The organism is Vampirovibrio sp., from assembly GCF_041737375.1.
Lineage (GTDB): Bacteria > Cyanobacteriota > Vampirovibrionia > Vampirovibrionales > Vampirovibrionaceae > Vampirovibrio.
Genome location: NZ_JBGSRV010000004.1, coordinates 40,720 through 59,042, shown reverse-complemented (window position 1 = coordinate 59,042; position 18,323 = coordinate 40,720). Strand labels below are relative to the sequence as shown.

The 18,323-nt window shown below is 50.7% G+C and carries 16 protein-coding genes; 11 read left to right on the top strand and 5 right to left on the bottom strand.

The window, feature by feature from the left end:
* Positions 1-122: 122 nt before the first annotated feature.
* From ppdK to ACEW81_RS01980, 4 genes are all read left to right on the top strand, one after another.
* Positions 123-2,837 carry a pyruvate, phosphate dikinase gene (gene ppdK / locus ACEW81_RS01995; RefSeq protein WP_373531290.1) on the top strand — a complete coding sequence of 905 codons (2,715 nt, stop codon included), beginning with the start codon at positions 123-125 and terminating at the stop codon, positions 2,835-2,837.
* 235 nt (positions 2,838-3,072) lie between these two features.
* Positions 3,073-3,216, top strand: a complete 144-nt coding sequence (locus tag ACEW81_RS01990; RefSeq protein ID WP_373531289.1) for a lmo0937 family membrane protein — start codon at positions 3,073-3,075, stop codon at positions 3,214-3,216.
* A 255-nt stretch (positions 3,217-3,471) separates the two neighbouring features.
* Positions 3,472-3,879: a PaaI family thioesterase gene (locus ACEW81_RS01985; RefSeq protein WP_373531288.1), complete on the top strand. Its 408-nt coding sequence runs from the start codon at positions 3,472-3,474 to the stop codon at positions 3,877-3,879.
* Between the two features lie 114 nt (positions 3,880-3,993).
* The gene (locus ACEW81_RS01980) at positions 3,994-5,193 is read left to right on the top strand and encodes a hypothetical protein (RefSeq protein WP_373531287.1); all 1,200 of its coding nucleotides are present in this window, start codon (positions 3,994-3,996) and stop codon (positions 5,191-5,193) included.
* 102 nt (positions 5,194-5,295) lie between these two features.
* Here the strand turns inward: ACEW81_RS01980 and ACEW81_RS01975 are convergent, their stop codons facing one another.
* Both ACEW81_RS01975 and ACEW81_RS01970 read right to left on the bottom strand, forming a co-directional pair.
* A complete protein-coding gene (locus ACEW81_RS01975; RefSeq protein ID WP_373531286.1) occupies positions 5,296-6,888 on the bottom strand; it encodes a right-handed parallel beta-helix repeat-containing protein in 1,593 nt (530 codons plus the stop codon).
* 391 nt (positions 6,889-7,279) lie between these two features.
* A complete protein-coding gene (locus ACEW81_RS01970) occupies positions 7,280-7,618 on the bottom strand; it encodes a hypothetical protein (RefSeq protein ID WP_373531285.1) in 339 nt (112 codons plus the stop codon).
* A gap of 718 nt (positions 7,619-8,336) precedes the next feature.
* Between ACEW81_RS01970 and ACEW81_RS01965 the strand changes: the two genes are divergently transcribed.
* On the top strand, positions 8,337-9,173 hold the full coding sequence (locus tag ACEW81_RS01965) for a DUF2145 domain-containing protein (RefSeq protein ID WP_373531284.1): 837 nt from the start codon (positions 8,337-8,339) through the stop codon (positions 9,171-9,173).
* 51 nt (positions 9,174-9,224) lie between these two features.
* Here ACEW81_RS01965 and ACEW81_RS01960 read toward each other — a convergent pair whose 3' ends face one another.
* The 3 genes from ACEW81_RS01960 to ACEW81_RS01950 form a co-directional block, all read right to left on the bottom strand.
* Complete coding sequence (locus ACEW81_RS01960) at positions 9,225-9,530, bottom strand: hypothetical protein (RefSeq protein ID WP_373531283.1); 306 nt, start codon at positions 9,528-9,530, stop codon at positions 9,225-9,227.
* 127 nt (positions 9,531-9,657) lie between these two features.
* Entirely contained in the window at positions 9,658-9,822 is a 165-nt protein-coding gene (locus ACEW81_RS01955) for a hypothetical protein (RefSeq protein WP_373531282.1), read from the bottom strand.
* A 7-nt stretch (positions 9,823-9,829) separates the two neighbouring features.
* Positions 9,830-10,690 (bottom strand): hypothetical protein, encoded by an 861-nt coding sequence (locus ACEW81_RS01950; RefSeq protein WP_373531281.1) that lies wholly within the window; start codon positions 10,688-10,690, stop codon positions 9,830-9,832.
* Between the two features lie 374 nt (positions 10,691-11,064).
* On the opposite strand from ACEW81_RS01950, the gene ACEW81_RS01945 reads away from it, so the two are divergent.
* The 6 genes from ACEW81_RS01945 (at position 11,065) to ACEW81_RS01920 (ending at position 18,320) form a co-directional block, all read left to right on the top strand.
* Positions 11,065-12,495, top strand: a complete 1,431-nt coding sequence (locus ACEW81_RS01945) for an efflux transporter outer membrane subunit (RefSeq protein WP_373531280.1) — start codon at positions 11,065-11,067, stop codon at positions 12,493-12,495.
* 78 nt (positions 12,496-12,573) lie between these two features.
* The gene (locus tag ACEW81_RS01940) at positions 12,574-13,866 is read left to right on the top strand and encodes an HlyD family secretion protein (RefSeq protein WP_373531279.1); all 1,293 of its coding nucleotides are present in this window, start codon (positions 12,574-12,576) and stop codon (positions 13,864-13,866) included.
* Positions 13,866-14,504 carry a TetR/AcrR family transcriptional regulator gene (locus ACEW81_RS01935; RefSeq protein ID WP_373531278.1) on the top strand — a complete coding sequence of 213 codons (639 nt, stop codon included), beginning with the start codon at positions 13,866-13,868 and terminating at the stop codon, positions 14,502-14,504. Before ACEW81_RS01940 ends, ACEW81_RS01935 begins: the two co-directional genes overlap by 1 nt.
* Positions 14,505-14,515: 11 nt before the next feature.
* Positions 14,516-16,108: a DHA2 family efflux MFS transporter permease subunit gene (locus tag ACEW81_RS01930; protein WP_373531277.1), complete on the top strand. Its 1,593-nt coding sequence runs from the start codon at positions 14,516-14,518 to the stop codon at positions 16,106-16,108.
* 221 nt (positions 16,109-16,329) lie between these two features.
* Entirely contained in the window at positions 16,330-16,941 is a 612-nt protein-coding gene (locus ACEW81_RS01925; protein ID WP_373531276.1) for a TetR/AcrR family transcriptional regulator, read from the top strand.
* A complete protein-coding gene (locus ACEW81_RS01920; protein ID WP_373531275.1) occupies positions 16,938-18,320 on the top strand; it encodes an efflux RND transporter periplasmic adaptor subunit in 1,383 nt (460 codons plus the stop codon). Before ACEW81_RS01925 ends, ACEW81_RS01920 begins: the two co-directional genes overlap by 4 nt.
* Positions 18,321-18,323 lie beyond the last annotated feature (3 nt).

Below are 18,323 nucleotides of genomic sequence, written 5' to 3'. Positions count from 1 at the left end.
ACATTCGATCAAAAAATCAAGTTGCTTTTACGGCGCTGTAAAGCGCCACCATTCATGATGGGTTTGATCCAATTCATCGGAGTGCAGTCAGAACGTTTTTAAAAAAAGAGGGGGAATCGGATATGAACATAGCGACCCAAAAAAATGTGTATTTATTAAGCGATGGCGATGCCAGCATGAAAGACCTTTTGGGTAGCAAAGGAGCAAACCTTTCTGAAATGGCTCGTTTGGGCCTGCCAGTGCCGCCCGGTTTTATTTTAACCACCGAGGTTTGCAACACCTATTTACGAGACGGCCATACTTTGCCTTCTGGCTTGATGGATGAGGTGCGGCAGGCCTTGAGTACTGTTGAAAAATCCATGAATCGTCGCTTTGGAGATCCAGAAAATCCACTGTTGCTCTCGGTGCGTTCGGGCGCCAGAATTTCCATGCCGGGCATGATGGAGACCGTATTGAATCTGGGCTTGAATGAACAAACCTTGCGGGGGCTGATTCGCCAGTCTGGCGATGAGCGATTTGGGTATGATACCTATCGGCGGTTTATCCAAATGTTTGGCAGTGTGGTTTTGGGGGTGAACAAGGATTATTTTGAGGATCTGTTGGTCTATCAGAAAAAACAGTTGGGCTTGGTGGAGGATACCGATATCCCCGCCTCGGTGTTGCGGCAAGTAGTGGACGCTTATCTGGAAATCATTCTGGATCAAACCGGGCAGCCTTTCCCGGAAGATCCTATGGAACAGCTGCGAATGGCGGTTGAATCGGTTTTTGGTTCCTGGTTGATTCCAAGGGCGGTGGCTTATCGCAATCATATGAAAATTGATCACACGCTGGGAACGGCGGTGAATATTCAGGCCATGGTGTTTGGCAATATGGGTGATAATTCGGCCACCGGGGTGGCTTTTACTCGCAACCCCTCCACCGGGGAAAAGGAATTATACGGAGAATATCTGATCAATGCTCAGGGCGAGGATGTAGTGGCCGGGATTCGCACCCCAAAAAAGTTGGCCGATATGGCGGTGGAATTACCCCGGCTTTATCAGGAACTATCGGAAATCGCTTACCGGTTGGAGCATCATTATATGGATGTGCAAGACATGGAGTTTACCGTTGAGCGGGGACGACTGTTTATGTTGCAAACCCGCACCGGCAAGCGCACGGTACAGGCCGCCGTTAAAATTGCGGTGGATATGGTGCATGAGGGTTTGTTGCCGGTGGAAACCGCTTTGTTGCGGGTAGAGGCCAATCAGTTGAGCCAGTTGTTTTTGCCCGCTTTTAATCCGCTGGATAAGCAAAAAGCCCGACAAGCAGGGCGTTTGCTGGCCACGGGTTTAAACGCTTCTCCGGGGGCCGCTACCGGCATGATTGTGTTCGATCCCGGTGAGGCCAAAACTTTGGCGGAAGCGGGTGAAAAAATTATTTTAACCCGTTTGGAAACCTGCCCGGATGATGTGCATGGCATGCTGGCCGCTCAAGGTGTTTTAACGGCTCGGGGCGGCAATACCAGCCATGCGGCGGTGGTGGCCCGAGGGATTGGGAAGCCTTGTGTGGCGGGTTGCGAAGCGTGCAAGGTGGATTTAAAGCGTGAAACACTGACAGTGCGTGGCAAAGTGCTGACCAAAGGCAGTATTGTTTCAATTGATGGGGGCACCGGAGAGGTATTTGAAGGGACCATCGCCACCCAGCCTCCTCAAATTACGGAGGAGCTGGAGCATTTGCTGAACTGGGCCGATGAAACCCGCAGGCTCGGCGTTCGGGCCAATGCCGACACCCCTGCCGATGCCCGAAAAGCGGTAGAAATGGGAGCCAAGGGCATTGGGCTTTGTCGGACGGAGCATATGTTTATGGCCGAGGAACGCTTGCCGGTGGTACGAGAGATGATTCTGGCCAATACGTCAGAGGAGCGTCGCAAGGCACTGGCGCAGCTATTGCCTATGCAACATGCCGACTTTAAAGGGATTTTTCAGGCCATGAACGGCTACCCGGTGACTATTCGTTTACTGGATCCACCGCTGCATGAGTTTTTGCCCAACCGGGATGAAGCTTATGCCGAGTTACTTCGTCTGGAAAAGGCAGACCCTTATCAGGATGCGGTGAAATTCAAACACGCCGTATTGGCTAAAATTGATGAGTTGCGAGAAGTGAATCCCATGATGGGGTTTCGGGGGTGCCGCTTAGGGCTGGTTTATCCAGAAATTTATGAAGTTCAGGTGCGGGCCATTTTTGAGGCCGCTTGCGATATTCTGGAGGAAGGGGGTGCTGTTCAGCCGGAAATTATGATCCCGTTAGTGGGTTATGCCAAAGAGCTGGAAACCATCAAAGTGCAACTGGACGCCGTGGCTCATGAGGTCATGAGCCGTCGGGGACGATGGCCCACTTATTTGTTTGGCACCATGATTGAGGTGCCTCGGGCCGCTTTGGTGGCGGATCAGATTGCCAAACATTCCCAGTTTTTTAGTTTTGGCACCAATGATTTAACCCAACTGGCCCTTGGTTTCAGTCGGGATGACTCAGAGGGTCGTTTTCTGGCCCGTTATCTGGAGAAAAATATAATCCCCGAAAACCCGTTTGAGACACTGGATCAGGGAGGGGTTGGCCTGTTAATGGAAATGGCTCGAGACAAGGGGCGGCAAACCCAGCCGGATCTCAAGCTGGGGCTATGCGGCGAGCATGGGGGAGAGGCTAAAAGCGTTCAATTCTGCCATCGCATTGGACTTAATTATGTGAGCTGTTCCCCGTTTCGGATTCCGGTGGCTCGTTTGGCTGCGGCACAGGCGGTGATTTTTTCTCGTCAAGCGCTACTGCCAGAACTGGGACAGCCTTTTTCACAGGTTCTTTAAACCCATTTTTAAAATCATGATGGTTCAGATGACCGGGAGCTTGGCCCGGTCATCTGGTTTTATTCGGGTTTTATTAGGAAAATAGAGGCCAAGGGTGTTACATTACTCAATACAAATAGCCCGGTAGTGCTAGACGCCCGGTTAATTGTAGCGCTTGATCCTCTCTTGCTATACTCATTTCAATCACACCTGTAAAAAATAATGAAATTTAAAGAAAGGTAATAAGGCGCTTTTTATGTACACCATTGCTGTTATACTTGTGATTGCTTGGTTGCTGGGATTCTTGGGCGGCTATCAATTGAATGGACTGATTCACCTGTTGTTGGTGTTGGCGGTCATCTCGGTTTTAATCCGCGTTATTCAAGGGCGCTCTCTGTAATTGCTTCAATGAATTGTTCCCTCCGGTTTTCAGCGCATCGTCGCTCGCCTCTCTAACCCGAGATAAATAACCGGATATAAATACCCGCGAATAAATAATGACCTGTCTCAAATAACCTGTTAAGGTTTATGAGGCAGGTTTTTTATGGTTTGTGTCACGTTTACCGCCCATTGGGGCATTGTTTTTCTGAATTTTTAAAAAGCTTTTGTTTTGGCTATCTTGAAAGGGTGCAATGACTTTAGGAAAGGGATTTTCATGCTTGAAGGGGATTTAGAACAGCGCATTCTGGACCGGGTGCGGAAAATTCCGGCCTTCGACAAGTTTGGCTTGCAGGTTTTAGAACTGTCTCCGGGGCTGTGCGAAGCGAAAATGCCCCGTGATAAAGATTTTGACGGTATTTTCGAGTCGTTCCACGGTGGCTTGCTAATGGCTGTGGCGGATACCATCGCCTGCTTCGCCATTATGACCCACACCGGCCCGGATGAGCGTATGGCCACTACCGATATGAGCATCCGTTTTTTGGCCCCCTGTATGACGGACGTGCGGGCGGTGGCCAGGGTTATCAAGCTGGGTCGCAGCCTGTGTCCGGTGCACGTGGATTTATATGACCTGAATAACCGCTTGGTAGCCGTGGCCGAGGTTTGCTATATGCGTGTTTCTTAAAACTCGGGTAGTAAAGGCTCCAATGGCTGTGTTGTAATAATTCTTTACCAAGCCGGTATTAAATTAGGTTTACCGGTTTTACTGAACCAAGAAACCAGTATGAGTCCTTGACGCATGTTAAATGCCCCTAATAGTAGTGGTGGAAACAACCGAATCGTATATCAATCGCCTTCTGGTGTTCCTTTTGCGCGTCAGGGTCAGCTCAATTACCTGCCTCAAGGTGGGGCGGCAGGTGGGTTCAACTTGCCTTTCACGCCTCGTTTTCCGGGAGGCCCTCAGGATGCTGTTGCGGCGATCCGTCCCATGCCATACGGCTGGGGGTGGCCTGAACCTTTAAAAAACGCTTCAGAAAGTAACGTTGCGGATACCTTCAAGACTGATCGAGCCGCTCAGAAAGGGAAAAATGCGTATTCCCCGGCTCCTTCCCCAGAGGCATCCAGTCCAGATACATCTAGCAAGGACACTTTGTCTCGACCTCAGTCCAAAGTGGCGCAGAAATCCGGGCCAGATAAAAACCCTCCTCTGAAAACACCCGCTTCGGATACGCATAACCATAAAGCCAAAACGGACGCCAGGATGTCGCCCGCTCAAGCGGAGCCTGCCAAAGGAAATTCCTGGTTCAATGCCTCTACCTTGATTGGGGCTTTTAAAGTCACGTCCGCCCTGATTATCACCGGAGGCATCAACGCCTTCTTCTTTGGGGTGCCTATCTATATCGCTTCCGGATTGTCGGCTGTGGTGGCTGGCTCCCAGTCTTTGGCGGCCCTTAAAATTCATAAGGAAGACAGCGAATTTACTCGAAAAGTGGTAAGGTTCAGTCGCAAACTGATGGGGCGCCAGAATGATCCTACCCCTGCGGGCAAAGAATGGTCGATGGTGCCTGTTTGGGCCGCAATATGCGGTTCATTCGGTTTGTCTGAGGCCATGGGAAACCATATTTATAAGCGCTTTACCGGCCATACCGAAAAAAACTTTGACGCCCGTATGGAGGATCTGAAAAAAACGCTAGGAAGTGATAATGGTTGGCTGAATGTTTTGAAACCGATTCAAGAAGTACAGCAAAAGGGCATGCAGTTTGTGAAAAGTACCAAAAAGCGAGCCACTACCTTGTTTGAAAAATGGGCCACTCAAGGTGGCGTTCGAAAAATGCCCCAGCAGGCTTTGCAATATGTCATGAAGTCCAGTGGGGGGCGCAACATGCCGTTGGCTTATCTCTGGTCGTTTGGTATGGCTAGTTTTGGGGGGGCCATGCAAACGGTATTGGCGGCGCTGATGCAGCAAAAAGTGGATAAAGCGCACGGCATTCAGAAATAACCGTTTGGGGGTTAATTGCTTGAGCGAAAAAAGGCCCGATGAACGAATCCATCGGGCGGTTTTAATCTCAAATCAGTGTTGGAAAATATTCAAAACTAAAAACTACTTGAAGTTAATTTTTGCCACGTTGCTCATGGGAGAGGCGGTGCTATTTTTGATGGCCCGCACCTGATAATAATAACTGGGCTGGGACGGCACCTGTTTTAAACGATGGGTAAACACCTTGGTATCCGGGTAAACCTGGGCAATTTTATCGAATTTTTTACTATCGAAACTGCCCCAGACTTCCAGCCCGGTTTCATCGGCGGCGTTGTCATTCCAGTTTAAGCGCACGGTTAGCTTCCCATCGTATTTGGCGGTTAACTGACTGGGCGCCTTCAGGCCATTACTACTGGTAGCAGGGCTGCTGGCTGAGGGTTTCGCCGGTGAAGGTGATGGGGAAGGAGAAGGCGAAGGAGAGGAGGCAACTGAGCCACCGCCTATACTTTGAGTCTCTAGCGCTTTTCCTTCCCCGGTGTTGTTTATCTGGGTAATGGGGCTACTGCCTTTGGAAATCCCGATAAACTTCTTGTTCTTAACCGAGGACAATTTGTTGTCTGTAATTTTAATCCCGTTTACCACCCCATTACTGACGGCAATGGCCGGTACATGAGGATCACTTTCCGTGATTTGAGTGAGTGTATTGTTGATAATTTGCAGGTTTTTAGGCACCGGTTTATACCCATCGGCTGAAGGGTCCGGGCTAAAGCGGATGCCCCGGCGCACGTTGTGCATTTTATTGTCAGCAATCGTAAAATTGTTCCCCCAGTTAAAGCCTTTGCGAACCCTGGGGTTGGTGTAGATATTGATGGCAATACCTTTAATATTTTGCAGGGTATTGCCCCGAATTTCCATGTTGTCGAAGTTGTCAATTTCCAGTCCGTAATGCTCACTGCCATTAATGCTGTTATCCACGATATAAACGTCTTTGGCCCCAGGGGTTCGGGAGGCGAATTTTACAGAGCCTCTCAGGTTGACAATGGTGTTATTTTTTAACCAGTAACGGGCTGTGGCCCCATGAATTTCGTCATTTGAGGTGGTGGAAATCTGGTAGATATTGTTAAAGGTGTTCCCGGTAACGGTGGTATCAAAGCTGTTCACCCCTTGAACCGGATCGGACTCGCTGGTGGTAACCCGCAGGGCGGCATTGCCAAAATTGTAAAACTGGTTGCGCTCAATGTTCACATTGCGACAAGAGCCAAAAAATAATCCCTGATCCGGCCACACCGGATTGTTGTTATCTTTAAAGGAAGTGCGCCCGTAAAACTGAAATCCCCGTACCCCGATTTTTTCGCTCATTCTCAGATAAATTAAATACTCACTTTGTGAAAAATTATCGGCTTTAATCAATATGGCCGGGTTATCGGGGTTGGATGAAAATTGAACGTTTTTCAAGCCCACCCCATATAAAGGCTTGCTTAAATAGTATTTTCCCGGATTGAACTGAAAGGTCCAACGGGTGTCTTTATCGGGACGCTGCAATAAATAAGCCAGTGCTTTCTGGGCGTCTGTACTGTAGTCTCCGGTGGGAGAAACGGCAATAATACGTTTGTTCTTGTCAATTTGATAGGCCCACACCGGCACACACGGCAAAAATATCAATAACCCTGTGCTGATCAGCCCGGAAGCCCAGGCTTTTTTAAACCTTAAATTCATACTCTTTTCTCTCCAGCTTTAACAAAGGGGGTTGAAACGAAATGGAATGACTTTGTAACGACTCAAATGACCTGAAGATGAAGGACTCAGAAAAACTGAATGCTTTTTTAAATATAAGCCTTGATTGAACCGATGCCAACGGTTTTTTTATGACCAACGCCGCAGGTGTTTCCCTGGTTATGAATTTGCTTTTGTCCTTCCCCGCAGGGTACTCCAGTGGTTGGAGTCGAATTATACTAGCAGTCAATAACGCCTCGTACAATCTCAACCTTGAAAAATTAGACTTCTGGTTAATAAGGTATTAATGCTATTGGCGTATTAAAAATTCACAAAAAACACCTGAATCCATGTTAAAATTCAGGCGTTTTTTTATTGAGGCTGGATTTACTTTTTAAAAATGTTCGTGCAGTTTCAACGTGTTTTGAATGGCAATTTTGTCTTCTAAAGCGGCGTTGGTTTCTTCGCGCGATCCATAGTGATCCGCGGTACTGTCATCGCCACGGTGTTTTTGGCCAATGGCAGGTCCGCCCCCTCCCCCGGCGATATCTCCGCCGGTAGGGCCGCCCATGCGTTTGCCGCCCAGGTTAATATCGTATCCTTTTTGGGAGGCTCTTTCATCAATTTCAAGGGTGCTGTGTTTTTCTGGCTCTGTTTGTTTCTGCTTGGGCTGTAAACTGCTTTTGGGTTTAGAAGCCGCAACAGATTTTGGTTTGTTTGGCTGATCCGCCATGATGGAATCTCCCCTTATCGGACTAATACAGGATGTTGAAGGTGATTCAGTAAGCCCTGAATGGCTACCTCTGGATTTGGCCTGAACGGCATTATGGAGTTTGAATGGGGGTAAAAGCAGGGCCACCACTCTACAGCCAGTCAATAAAGCAATATTCAAAGTTGAAAAGCACTTTGAATGTCTTCACTATTTTGCCATCGAATCCGGTATATCGGCTATTCCCGAATCGACTAATTTCTCACTCCCTCTATAGAGCCACAGGCTACACATAGCTCAAGCGGCAGGCATCCTTGGCACAGGGCTATGGATTGGATCGTGTAAAAGTATCCCCGGATTCTGTGAGTGGTAAAAAAGTGCGAAATCCAGACAGAACTGAGCGCCAGAACCGGTTTTGTTCCCCACCATTGGTATTGGCCCAGCCCCCTGAGAAAAGCCCTGAAAAGGAAATCATGAGTTTCAATTCCTGATAAATAAGCATCGGTTAAGGATTTCTACTATATCTTGAAATGGTTTGCCGGGAAACACCCGTTTGCTTGCTTACGGCTCTCTCTAACCCAATTATGATACAGTGGTTTTGATTTTGGCAGCGTATGTTGACTGCCATTTGGCTTGTTTTTGGTTCCAAAATTTTGAGAGCGCTATGTTTAACTTGAAAACACGATGGCTAGTTTGCTTGTTGCTGCTTTGCTTTGGGTGGGCTGGCAACAACAGCTGGGCAATGGATCCTGGTATCAGCGCTCATCAGACCCATGGCGACTCATTCGCCTCCTTGCCGGTCAAGCCCTTTCAATGGGGAAATCCCAAAAAATTGGCCTTGGCCGAGGCCATGTCCAGCTGGACCATTCAAACCTTACGGGCTAATCATGCCCAAGTTGGTGTGGTGGCCCGACAAGGCGCTTATGTGACCCGCTTGTTTGATCGCACCGGCATGACCCATTCCGGCTTTGTTTTTCAGGATCCCACCAGCGGAGAGTGGATGACGTACAGTTTATATTCCAACCCGGAAACTGGCCGGAAAACCGCCCGCTTGTGGCGGCAAAGCCTGAAGGATTTTTTCTACGGCCAGCGCAGTAACTACCCGGAAGCGTTGCTATTAATTCCCACCCCTGCTTTGCAAGCCCGCATGTTGCAGCGTTTTTACGCCGAACCCTTTGAATCCCTGCTGCCTCCCCATCACCGTTATAATCTGGTGGCGCCCATCCAAAGCCCCATTAGCTTTAATTGCACCAAATGGGTGGTTCTCCAGCTGTATGCCGCCCAAAACAACAGCAGCGATGTTCCCACCCTGATTCAGGCCATGCGGGGGCACTACGGGGTGAAGACCGTGCGTCCCAAATTTTTAACCCGGCTGGTCCTGAAGCGAAAGGCTGATGTGGACTGGGAGGAACTCAACCCGCCCGGTACGGTTCAAACCGTCACGGTTGACAGTTTGTATCAGGCGAATTTGTTTGAGCGATTTTTTCTGTACAGTGGCAAACCGAAGCTCAAGGGCATTTGGGCTGAGGACTTTAACCCGGTGGGGGAGGGTGGTGCAGCCGCTCTCATTAAAAAATAGATGACTTTTGCCCTCGTCTCATATTGAGTCGTCTTATGTTTAGGATGCTGGCTATTTTTTGCTCATAAATAGCGCTTTTAAATCCGTTTTTAAAATGGAGAAAAATTGCTGGAACCATTCCTTGATTTGGCCTCGCATTTTTTGCCAAAAAGGAAGGGGTGTTTGTTTTGCGGAAGCGCTGGGCTGATGAACTGGCTCGCTTTTAGAGATTTTTGTTTCGTGGTTGGCAGGGGCGGATACGGGCTGTTTTTTCTTGCCGCCGCAGCAAGATCCGGCAAAATGGGCCTCATTCTGCCGGGTTTGAGCGTTGGGGTTTGTCTTAAAAGGGGGCTGGAAACCCAAATTGACTGTAAGCACCGGGATGATGGACTCCGTTATTGGGGTGAAGCGTATCGGGGCCGCAATTGAGGCGACCCCGATACCCAACGTAGGAACTCGCTGAATATGGTTGGTTTTTCAGCGGGTTGCATAACCGTAAAAAGGATTAACCGCAGCAGCTTGCGCCAAACTGGGGGGCTTTCTTTTGGAAAGTATCCGCTTTGGGCTGATCCATGAGTTTCACGGTTTGGCCAGCCTGTTTTTGCTGGGCCGCCTTTTTTTGTTGCAATGCCAACATGGGGTTGGTTGCGCCTTTAAATTGGACGTTCATTGTTTAATCACCTCCTTTGGGTTGGGATTGGGTGGGGCGAATTGTTGGTGGCGTGCGTTTGGCCTTGAAACCAGTGCCACATGCCTCCCACTATTTCGCCAATCTCGCTCAGGCAAATAATACTTGGTGAGCAGCCTCGAGGGCAAGTTCGCAACATCATGCTGGGGCCTAGTATTTCAGTCAGATTTTTTTTCAGCGCTTCCGCCCGCTTTTGCAGGGATGGATATTGCTTGAGGGGCAGCTTTTCCACGGGCAAATTGCGAATTTGTCGATGAAACAGAAGGGACCCCAGAATGCCTAGCCCTCCTACGGTTAAAGAGATCATCAGACGGGATAGGGGTTCCGGCACCTTCAATTGTTGCTTTAAGTCTTTCACAAAGGCCTGATTGGCCCATTGGCTGGTTTGCACAATGCCTGCCACCAGCGGTGCCACCAGCAACACGGTCAGCCCGGAGGCTTTGGAGAAACGCAAAGCCATGGGGGTAATCACCGCCGCCGATTCTATCCCGGTTAGCCAGGCGGGTGGTTTCCAGTTCATGCCCTGATTCAGCTGGCCCACGGTGGCAACGCCCAGCCCTACTCTCGCCCAGCTTTTCCAGTCGGGCGGTAAAAAAAACTTGAAGGTTTCCGGCTTAAGGGCTTTTCCCGGAAGATGATGGGTGGCCAGCCCCAAGGTGAAAAGCAGCCCCGCTGTGGCCAAATGTCCAGCTTCAATGGGAGGGCGGTTTGGGGGCGTCAGGTTCTGGGCCAAAGCTGGATTTTGGACTGAAAATTGGGCCGAAAAAGCAGGCAGGGTTTTGACCACAGGAGGCATCCCCCTGCTGGGTAGCAGGCCGGGGAGAGGATAGTTCTGCAGCGAGGTGGTCATTGATTAAAACTTTTTTAAAGGGACCCGTTTACATTATCTGAAACAGACCTGCTCCATAAGCCAACCCCCCGGAGGGGATGCGACTTTGAAACCGCAAGTTTGATGGCAGAAGGGATGAACTTGTTTAGGAGGGGGGTGAACTGATGAATGGGCAGGGTGACAGGCTTGCCCTGACTGCTTTTTTTCTTTTTTATTCTGCATGGAGGCTTGACTCCCCTCTCTTGTCACTCAAAAATAGCCAAGTTCTACCTTGCAGAGTCGTTCTAAGCACGGTGCGCCCCACTGTTTTTCAAATAAATGCAAGTACACGCTTGCATGGGTTTAAAGCCGCATTTATAGTGATTTCAAATCATTACTGTTTGAAATGAGGGGTTATGAAACCCAATCTGAAAATCATCGTGGCCCTCACATTCTTGGCTTGTTACAGCAACGCAACATCGCTTACGGCTTTAGCGGACGTGAAACAGGCCGCGATTCAGGTTTCCAAAAGCTGGAACGAGGTTTCCCAACCAGATGCCGCTGAACCGGGAACCGTTTTGATTGGGGGCTTCCCGGATCGCCAGTGGTGGCAAAAATTTCAGGATCCGCATTTGGACACCTACATTCATGCGGCCTTGCAGAACAACCCCACCTTGAACGCTTCCCTGCAAACCGTGGCCCAATCCCGAGCCTTGACGGCCCAAGCTTTTTCAAAAGAACTACCCAGCGTTACCCTGAGCCCCTCGGCCTACCGCATTGCCTTGCCCGATAACGTTAAAGGCGCTTTGCCGTTAGAAACCCCCTTACGGCTTTACAATCTGCCCTTGCAAGCCGCTTACGAGCTGGATTTATGGGGCAAGAACCTGGACATCATTCGTTCCAGCAGGCGACAGGCAGAATCCGCCGAGTTGCAGAGCCATGCCGTTCTGAACACGGTGGTGGGGGACGTGGCTTCCGCTTATTTTAACCTGTTGAGAATGGATGCCCTGATCGAGTCTCAGCAAAAGAACCTGGGCTTGTTGCAACGGGTGGCGACATTGAAAGCTTCTCAGCATCAGGCCGGTTTGCTGAGTTTGGATGCCGTGTTGCTGGCCCAGCGAGACGCTGCCGAATCGGAGATGAATTTGGCCAGCTTCAGGCAGCAGCAAGCGGTTTTCGCGCACCAACTTTCTATTTTAACCGGCTCCCCACCTGCCAGCGCCGCTCAACTGCCTCGTGCCACGCTGGAAGCGTTGAGTTTGCCGCTGGAAACCGAAGTGGGTTCTCCGGGGGAGCTGTTAACCCGTCGCCCGGATGTGCTGGCTCAGGAAAAAATGCTGGAAAGCAGCCGTATTGATGTGCGAGTGGCTCGCAAAGCGTTTCTGCCCAGCGTGAATCTGGGGGCCATGGTGGGTGCCGGGGCGCTGGGTTTTAGAAACCTCTGGGATTGGGGCAATGTGTTTAATATGCAGTCTTTGGCCCTGAGTCAGCCCATTTTTCAGGGCGGCAAGCTGAAAGCCGAGCTGAATTATCGCAAGGCCAAGCAGAAAGAAGCGCTGGAAACTTACCGACAAGTAATTTTGATGGCCATGAAAGATGTGGAGGATAGTCTGTCTACCTTGAAGACGGGCTATGATGGCTTGAACAGCAGCAATCAACAACTGGTTTTGACTGAAAACAGTTTGCGATTGACGGATAGCCGATTCCAGCAGGGGCTGGTTCCCAAGCTGGATGTGTTGCAGGCCGAAAGCGAGCAAATGCGTTACCGGCAAAGTGCCATTCGCAGTAAAGCCGATACGGCCATTGCCACCATTAGCCTTTACAAAGCACTGGGGGGCGGATACTAACCCCTTCACCGTTCCCTGATTTTACCTCTTTATTATGTTTTATTCTTTTTTAGGCACGATTAAAGGATCCCCAAGCTGATGTCAGAGATTACCGAACCCCTCCCCAAGCCGCCCAACGCCTTTTCGGGTCAAGCCTTAGCCACCAATAAGTCATTTTTGATACTGGTGGGCGTGGTGATTGCGGTGGCCTTGGGTGCTTTGCTTTGGTTGTGGCAGGCCAGCCAGTTTGAAAAAACCGATAACGCCACTCTGGTGGGGCATGTGCATCCGGTGGCCCCTCGGGTAGCGGGTACCATTGCCCAGGTTCTGGTGGAGGATGATCAGGCCGTTCAAAAGGGCGATGTGATTGCGGTGATTGACAATCAGGACTACGCCTTGATGCTCAGTCAGGCCCAGAGCCATTTGCTGAACGCTAAGGCTCAGGCCAAAACCGCTTTTAGCAACATTGCTTACACCCAGCGGCAGGCGGCCTCTCAGGTAACTCAGGCTCAGGGCGTGGTGGGGGCTTCCCAGTCCACCATTGCCCAATCTAGGCAAGCGGTGGCCGAGGCCCGTGCTGCGGTGTCTCAGGCTAGGCACTTGCTGGAGCAGCAAGCCGTCCAGTACCAAAAGGCCCAATCGGATTACGCCCGCTATAAAGGGGCAGACCCGGAGGCTATTTCCGCTCAGCAACTGGAAACAGCTTTCACTGCTTTGAAAGGCGCTGATGCCGCTCAAAATTCCGCTCAGGCCAATTTGCGGCAGGCAGAAGCCCGCTTGGCTCAAACTCAATCCAGCGTTAGTGGTAATGTGTCTAAATTGACTCAATCCCAGGGGGTTGCCCAGTCGGCGCAGGCCCAAACCCTTCAACTGGCAGTGGTCAAGGCTCAGTATGATGCGGCGCTGGCTTCGGTTCAAATGGCCGAGGATGAGGTGCGTCAAGCGCAGTTAAATGTGGGTTATACCCGAATTCTGGCCCCGGTTTCCGGCAAAATTGGCAAAAAATCGGTGGAAGTGGGCCAGCGGGTGCAACCGGGTGAATTATTAATGGCGGTGGTCAGCCCGGAAGTTTGGGTGGTGGCCAATTATAAGGAAACCCAGCTCAGTCGGATGCGGCCCGGTCAATCGGTTGAAATTGAGGTGGACGCCTTTCCCAGCCATCATTTTGAGGGGGTGGTCAATAGTTTTTCACCGGCATCCGGGGCGCAATTTGCCTTGCTCCCTGCCGAAAACGCCACCGGCAACTTCACCAAAATTGTGCAGCGCATTCCGGTAAAAATCTTGCTGAAACCCGACAGCGTGAAGGGTTACGAGAATTTACTGGTTCCCGGCATGTCTACCGTGGTTTCGGTTAAAGTCAGCCAGCCGTCTCAAAGGAAACCCGCCTCCTGATGTCTGCCGATGCTTTGATTGAGGGTGCTTCTCCTCCTGAAAAATTGACCACCCGTGAGCGGATTTTGAAAGCGGCTTCCACCGTGTTTGCCGAGCAGGGGGTGAAAGGGGCTACCACCCGTGAAATTGCTCGGGTGGCAGAAGTGAACGAGACCACCCTATTTCGCCATTTTCAAAATAAGGAACTGTTGCTAAAAGCCGTGGTGGAGCAATCGGCCAATACCATTGATGAGGCCCTGACCGGCCCGGGGATGTCCAACGGGGATTTGCGAAAGGATTTGACCTATTACGCACGGGTTTCTAATGCGGTTTTGTTTGAAAAAGAACCGATTATCCGCATGTTTATTGGGGAATGCACCCGCCAGCCGGATGGGGCCAGACAAATCGCCTGCACCGCCTGGCAGCCCGTTCGGTTGAAATTGATTGATTACTTAAAACGGGCTCAGGACAACGGGCAGGTTTTGCCCCATCTGGACCCGGAGCAGACCGTGGAAGTATTGGTCAGTTCGCTAATGGGGGGCATGTTGCGTCGCAAAATGGTGGAAACCGGTTTTTCACCGGAAGCCTATCTGGATACGGTTCTGGATGTGTTTATTCGGGGCATTAGTCCCGCCCAACAGCCCGAAAATCAAGAATAGGAACTGCATGGATGTCTACAGTCGCCACTACTTTTGCTGAAGTGCCTCAGTCTCAGGAACGTCCCGGCTGGTGGAAGTGGGCCATTGCCATTACCGCCTCACTTGGGGCGGTGCTGGAGGTGATTGATACCAGCATTGTGAACGTGGCCTTGCCCGATATGCAGGGCAATCTGGGGGCGACCCTGTCTGAAATTGGCTGGGTGGTCACGGGTTATGCGGTGGCCAACGTGGTGATGATTCCGCTGAGTGCCTGGTTGGGCGATTATTTTGGGAAGAAGAACTATTTTATTTTTTGTCTGGTGGGATTTACGTTGGCTTCTGTTTTATGCGGCATGGCCACCACCTTGCCCATGCTTATTTTGGCCAGAGTGTTGCAGGGCTTGGCAGGGGGCGGCTTGCTGGCCAAAGGGCAATCCATTATTTTTGAAACCTTTCCACCGCATCAACAAAATATAGCGCAGGCTGTTTTTGGCATGGGGGTTATGGTGGGGCCTGCGCTGGGGCCGACTTTGGGCGGTTTTATTACGGATGCCATTGGCTGGCGGTGGATCTTTTTTATTAACATTCCCTTCGGGATTTTGGCGGTCATTGCGGCCCTGATTTTTTTCTACCCCGATAAAATTGACCCGGAGGTTCGCAAGCGCAAAGTGGATTGGTGGGGCATTGGGCTTTTGGCCCTGGCTCTGTCCAGTTTTCAAACCATGTTGGAAGAAGGGCATCAGGAGGACTGGTTTGCCTCTGCCTTTATTGCCCTAATGGCGGTGCTGAGCGTGGTGGGCATCATTTTGTTTGTGTGGCGAGAGTTGACCGTGGAGCATCCGGCCGTGGATTTGCGGGTGTTGCGCTATCGCTCGTTGGCCGCGGGCAGCGTGTTTTCCGCTTTATTGGGAATGGGGTTGTATGGGGCCTTGTTTGCCCTGCCCATTTTCGCCCAAACCCTGCTGCATTATAACGCCGAAAAAACCGGCTTTCTGTTGTTGCCGGGTGCCATTGCGTCCGCTGTGTTTATGATGGTGGGCGCTCAGCTGAGCCGTAAACTGGACAACCGGATTTTAATTGCCGTAGGCTCCATTATTTTGGCGCTCACCATGTTTTATTTAGCGGGCATTAACCCCAACACCAACGAGGATAGCCTTTACTGGCCCCTGATTTGGCGAGGGGCGGGTACGGTGCTGATGTTTATGCCCCTAACCCTGGCCACTCTCAGCCCCATTCCCAAGCAGGATATCGCCGCAGCCAGCGGGTTTTTTAACCTGACCCGGCAAATTGGCGGCAGTATTGGCATTGCGGTTTTAACCACCTTGCTGGCCGAACGCCAGAACTTTCACCGCTCCGTGCTGAGCGAGCATATTAGCCTCTACAATCCGGCGGTTCGGGCTCAAATTGAAGGCATGGCTCACCACTTGCAGCAACAGGGCACTTCCATCGGCATGGCCAAACAACAGGCGCTGGCCATTATGGATGGCATGTTAAGTCAGCAAGCGGCGGTGCTTTCTTATGCGGATATTTTCTGGTTTATGGGCATGGTGTTTGTCTTGTCTCTGGGCCTTTTATTTTTCCTGGGCAAGGGCAGTAAGGCGGAATTGCCCATAGACAGTCATTAAAGGGGTCTCGAAAATTTATTGACAGCGGTTTGAAACTTTTTGGCTTGTGCCGGGTATCTGAATGAACAATCTCTTAAATTCTCTCCCAAACCTATCCATTTTTTTAACCAACGACCCGCCGGATTTCGCTGAAAGTAACCCTTTCACGAGTCCGGTTTTTCTTGACCAATAGATGGAATTGGTCAAAAATATAACCAGAAGTAATTGTGGAAAACCTTGCCATGGGACGAAAAAAAATTCAGGAAAATCGTTCCGGCCTTATTTTAGAGGCCGCCTCGGCGTTGTTTGACCAGTTTGGCTACGAGAAAACCACGCTGGATGATATCGCCCTACGGGCCGGAATTGGCAAAGGCAGCGTTTATCTGGAATTTGCCAACAAAGAGGCCATTTTATTCGCCCTGATTCTGGAAAATAAGCGGAATCAGGTGGCCCACATGCTTAAAATTGCCGAACGCACCGATAAACCGGCTCTGGAATTGCTCAAAATCATGCTGGTGCAAAATGTGGGCATGGTGTTTGATTCGGTGCAAAAAAATCGCCGCAGTCCCGAGGAAATGGCCGCCACCCGAGAGCAGGTCAGAACCTTGCTGGCGCCATTTTTTGAAGCCCGCCTTGCTTTGGTGCGGGCGCTTTTGGAACGGGCCAGGCAGCAAGGTGAAATCACGCTTCAACCTGATTTATACCATACCGCCCAACTGATTTTACTAGCACTGCGCAGTGTTTTGCCTCCTTACGAGCGTGCTGATAAACGTGTGAAATTGCAAAATCAGGCCGCGGAATTGCTGGCCCTTATTTTTACAGGATTAAAACCCAACGACAGGACGTGCTTATGAGCCAGCCTCCATTGAAAAAAAAGTCTTCCAACACCCGCCGGATTGGGTTTTTAGCAGGATTGGTCATTTTACTGGCCGTGTTTTTTTTCTGGAATCGCAGTATGCAAGACGCCAAACCCGGCCAGGCCGGGGCGGTGGATCCCAAAACCGTTCCAGTGCCGGTGGAATTGGCCACGGTTATCTCTCGCACCATGCCGGTGCAAATTCGAACCATTGGCAATGTGGAAACCGTTTCTACCGTTACCTTAAAGCCCCAGATTGAAGGCCGCATTAACGGCATTTATTTTGAGGAAGGCGCTTTTGTGCAGCAAGGACAACTGCTTTTTGCCATTGATACCCAATCTATTGAGGCCAGTCTGGCTCAGGCGCAAGCCATTGTGAGCAAGGATCAATCACTGGTGGCTCAGGCCCGTGCCAATTTGGTGAAAAATCAAACCGCAGTGCGGCAGGCTCAGGCCAATCTGGATAAAGATTTGGCGCAGTTGGAATACGCTCGAACTCAGGAGAAGCGATTTGCCTCGTTGTTAAAAGATGAATTTATCAGCGTGGATCAGTACGATCAGGCGGTTACGGCACGCAAGGTTGCAGAGGCCACCGTGGATTCGGATCGCGCAGCCATTCAAAACGCCAAGGCCATTGTGGCAGCCGATGCCTCGACCATTGCCAGCGCTCAGGCCAATGTCAGAGCGGATCAGGCTTTGGTAGAAAGCGCCCGGATTCAACTGAGATATGGCAAAATTCACGCGCCGTTTTCCGGTCGGACTGGGCGTTTGCAAATTCATGTGGGAGATACCGTAAAAATTGGAGATACCCCCCTGATTCGACTGGATCGGCTCAATCCCATTGATGTGGGGTTTTCAATCCCGGAGCAAAGTCTTAAATCGGTTCGCACGGCGGGCCGCACCCGTCAGTTTCCGGCTTTGGTGGAAACCCGTGAAACGCCCCCCTCTCAACTGTCTGGGGTGGTGGATTTTCTGGATAGCACCGTGGATACCAACACCGGCACCATTCGCATGAAGGCCCGCTTTGAAAACGCCGAGCGCAAGCTTTGGCCGGGTCAGTTTGTGGATGTGGTGCTGAATTTAGCCCAGCAGCCCAATGCGGTGGTCATTCCTACCCAGGCGTTGCAAAGCGGACAGCAGGGCGATTATGTGTATGTGGCCGTTAATGGCAAAGCCGAAATGCGCCCGGTGGTGATGGATCGCACCGTGAAAAATTTAACGGTGATTCGTTCCGGTTTGGCCGCTGGTGAGCAGGTGGTCACCGATGGTCAGTTCCAGTTATCCAACGGATCTTTGTTAAAAGTGAAAAGTGGGCTGAACGTGAAAAGTGAATCCAGTAAGCCCGCCGCCGCTCCATCCGCACCAGAAGGAAATTGATCG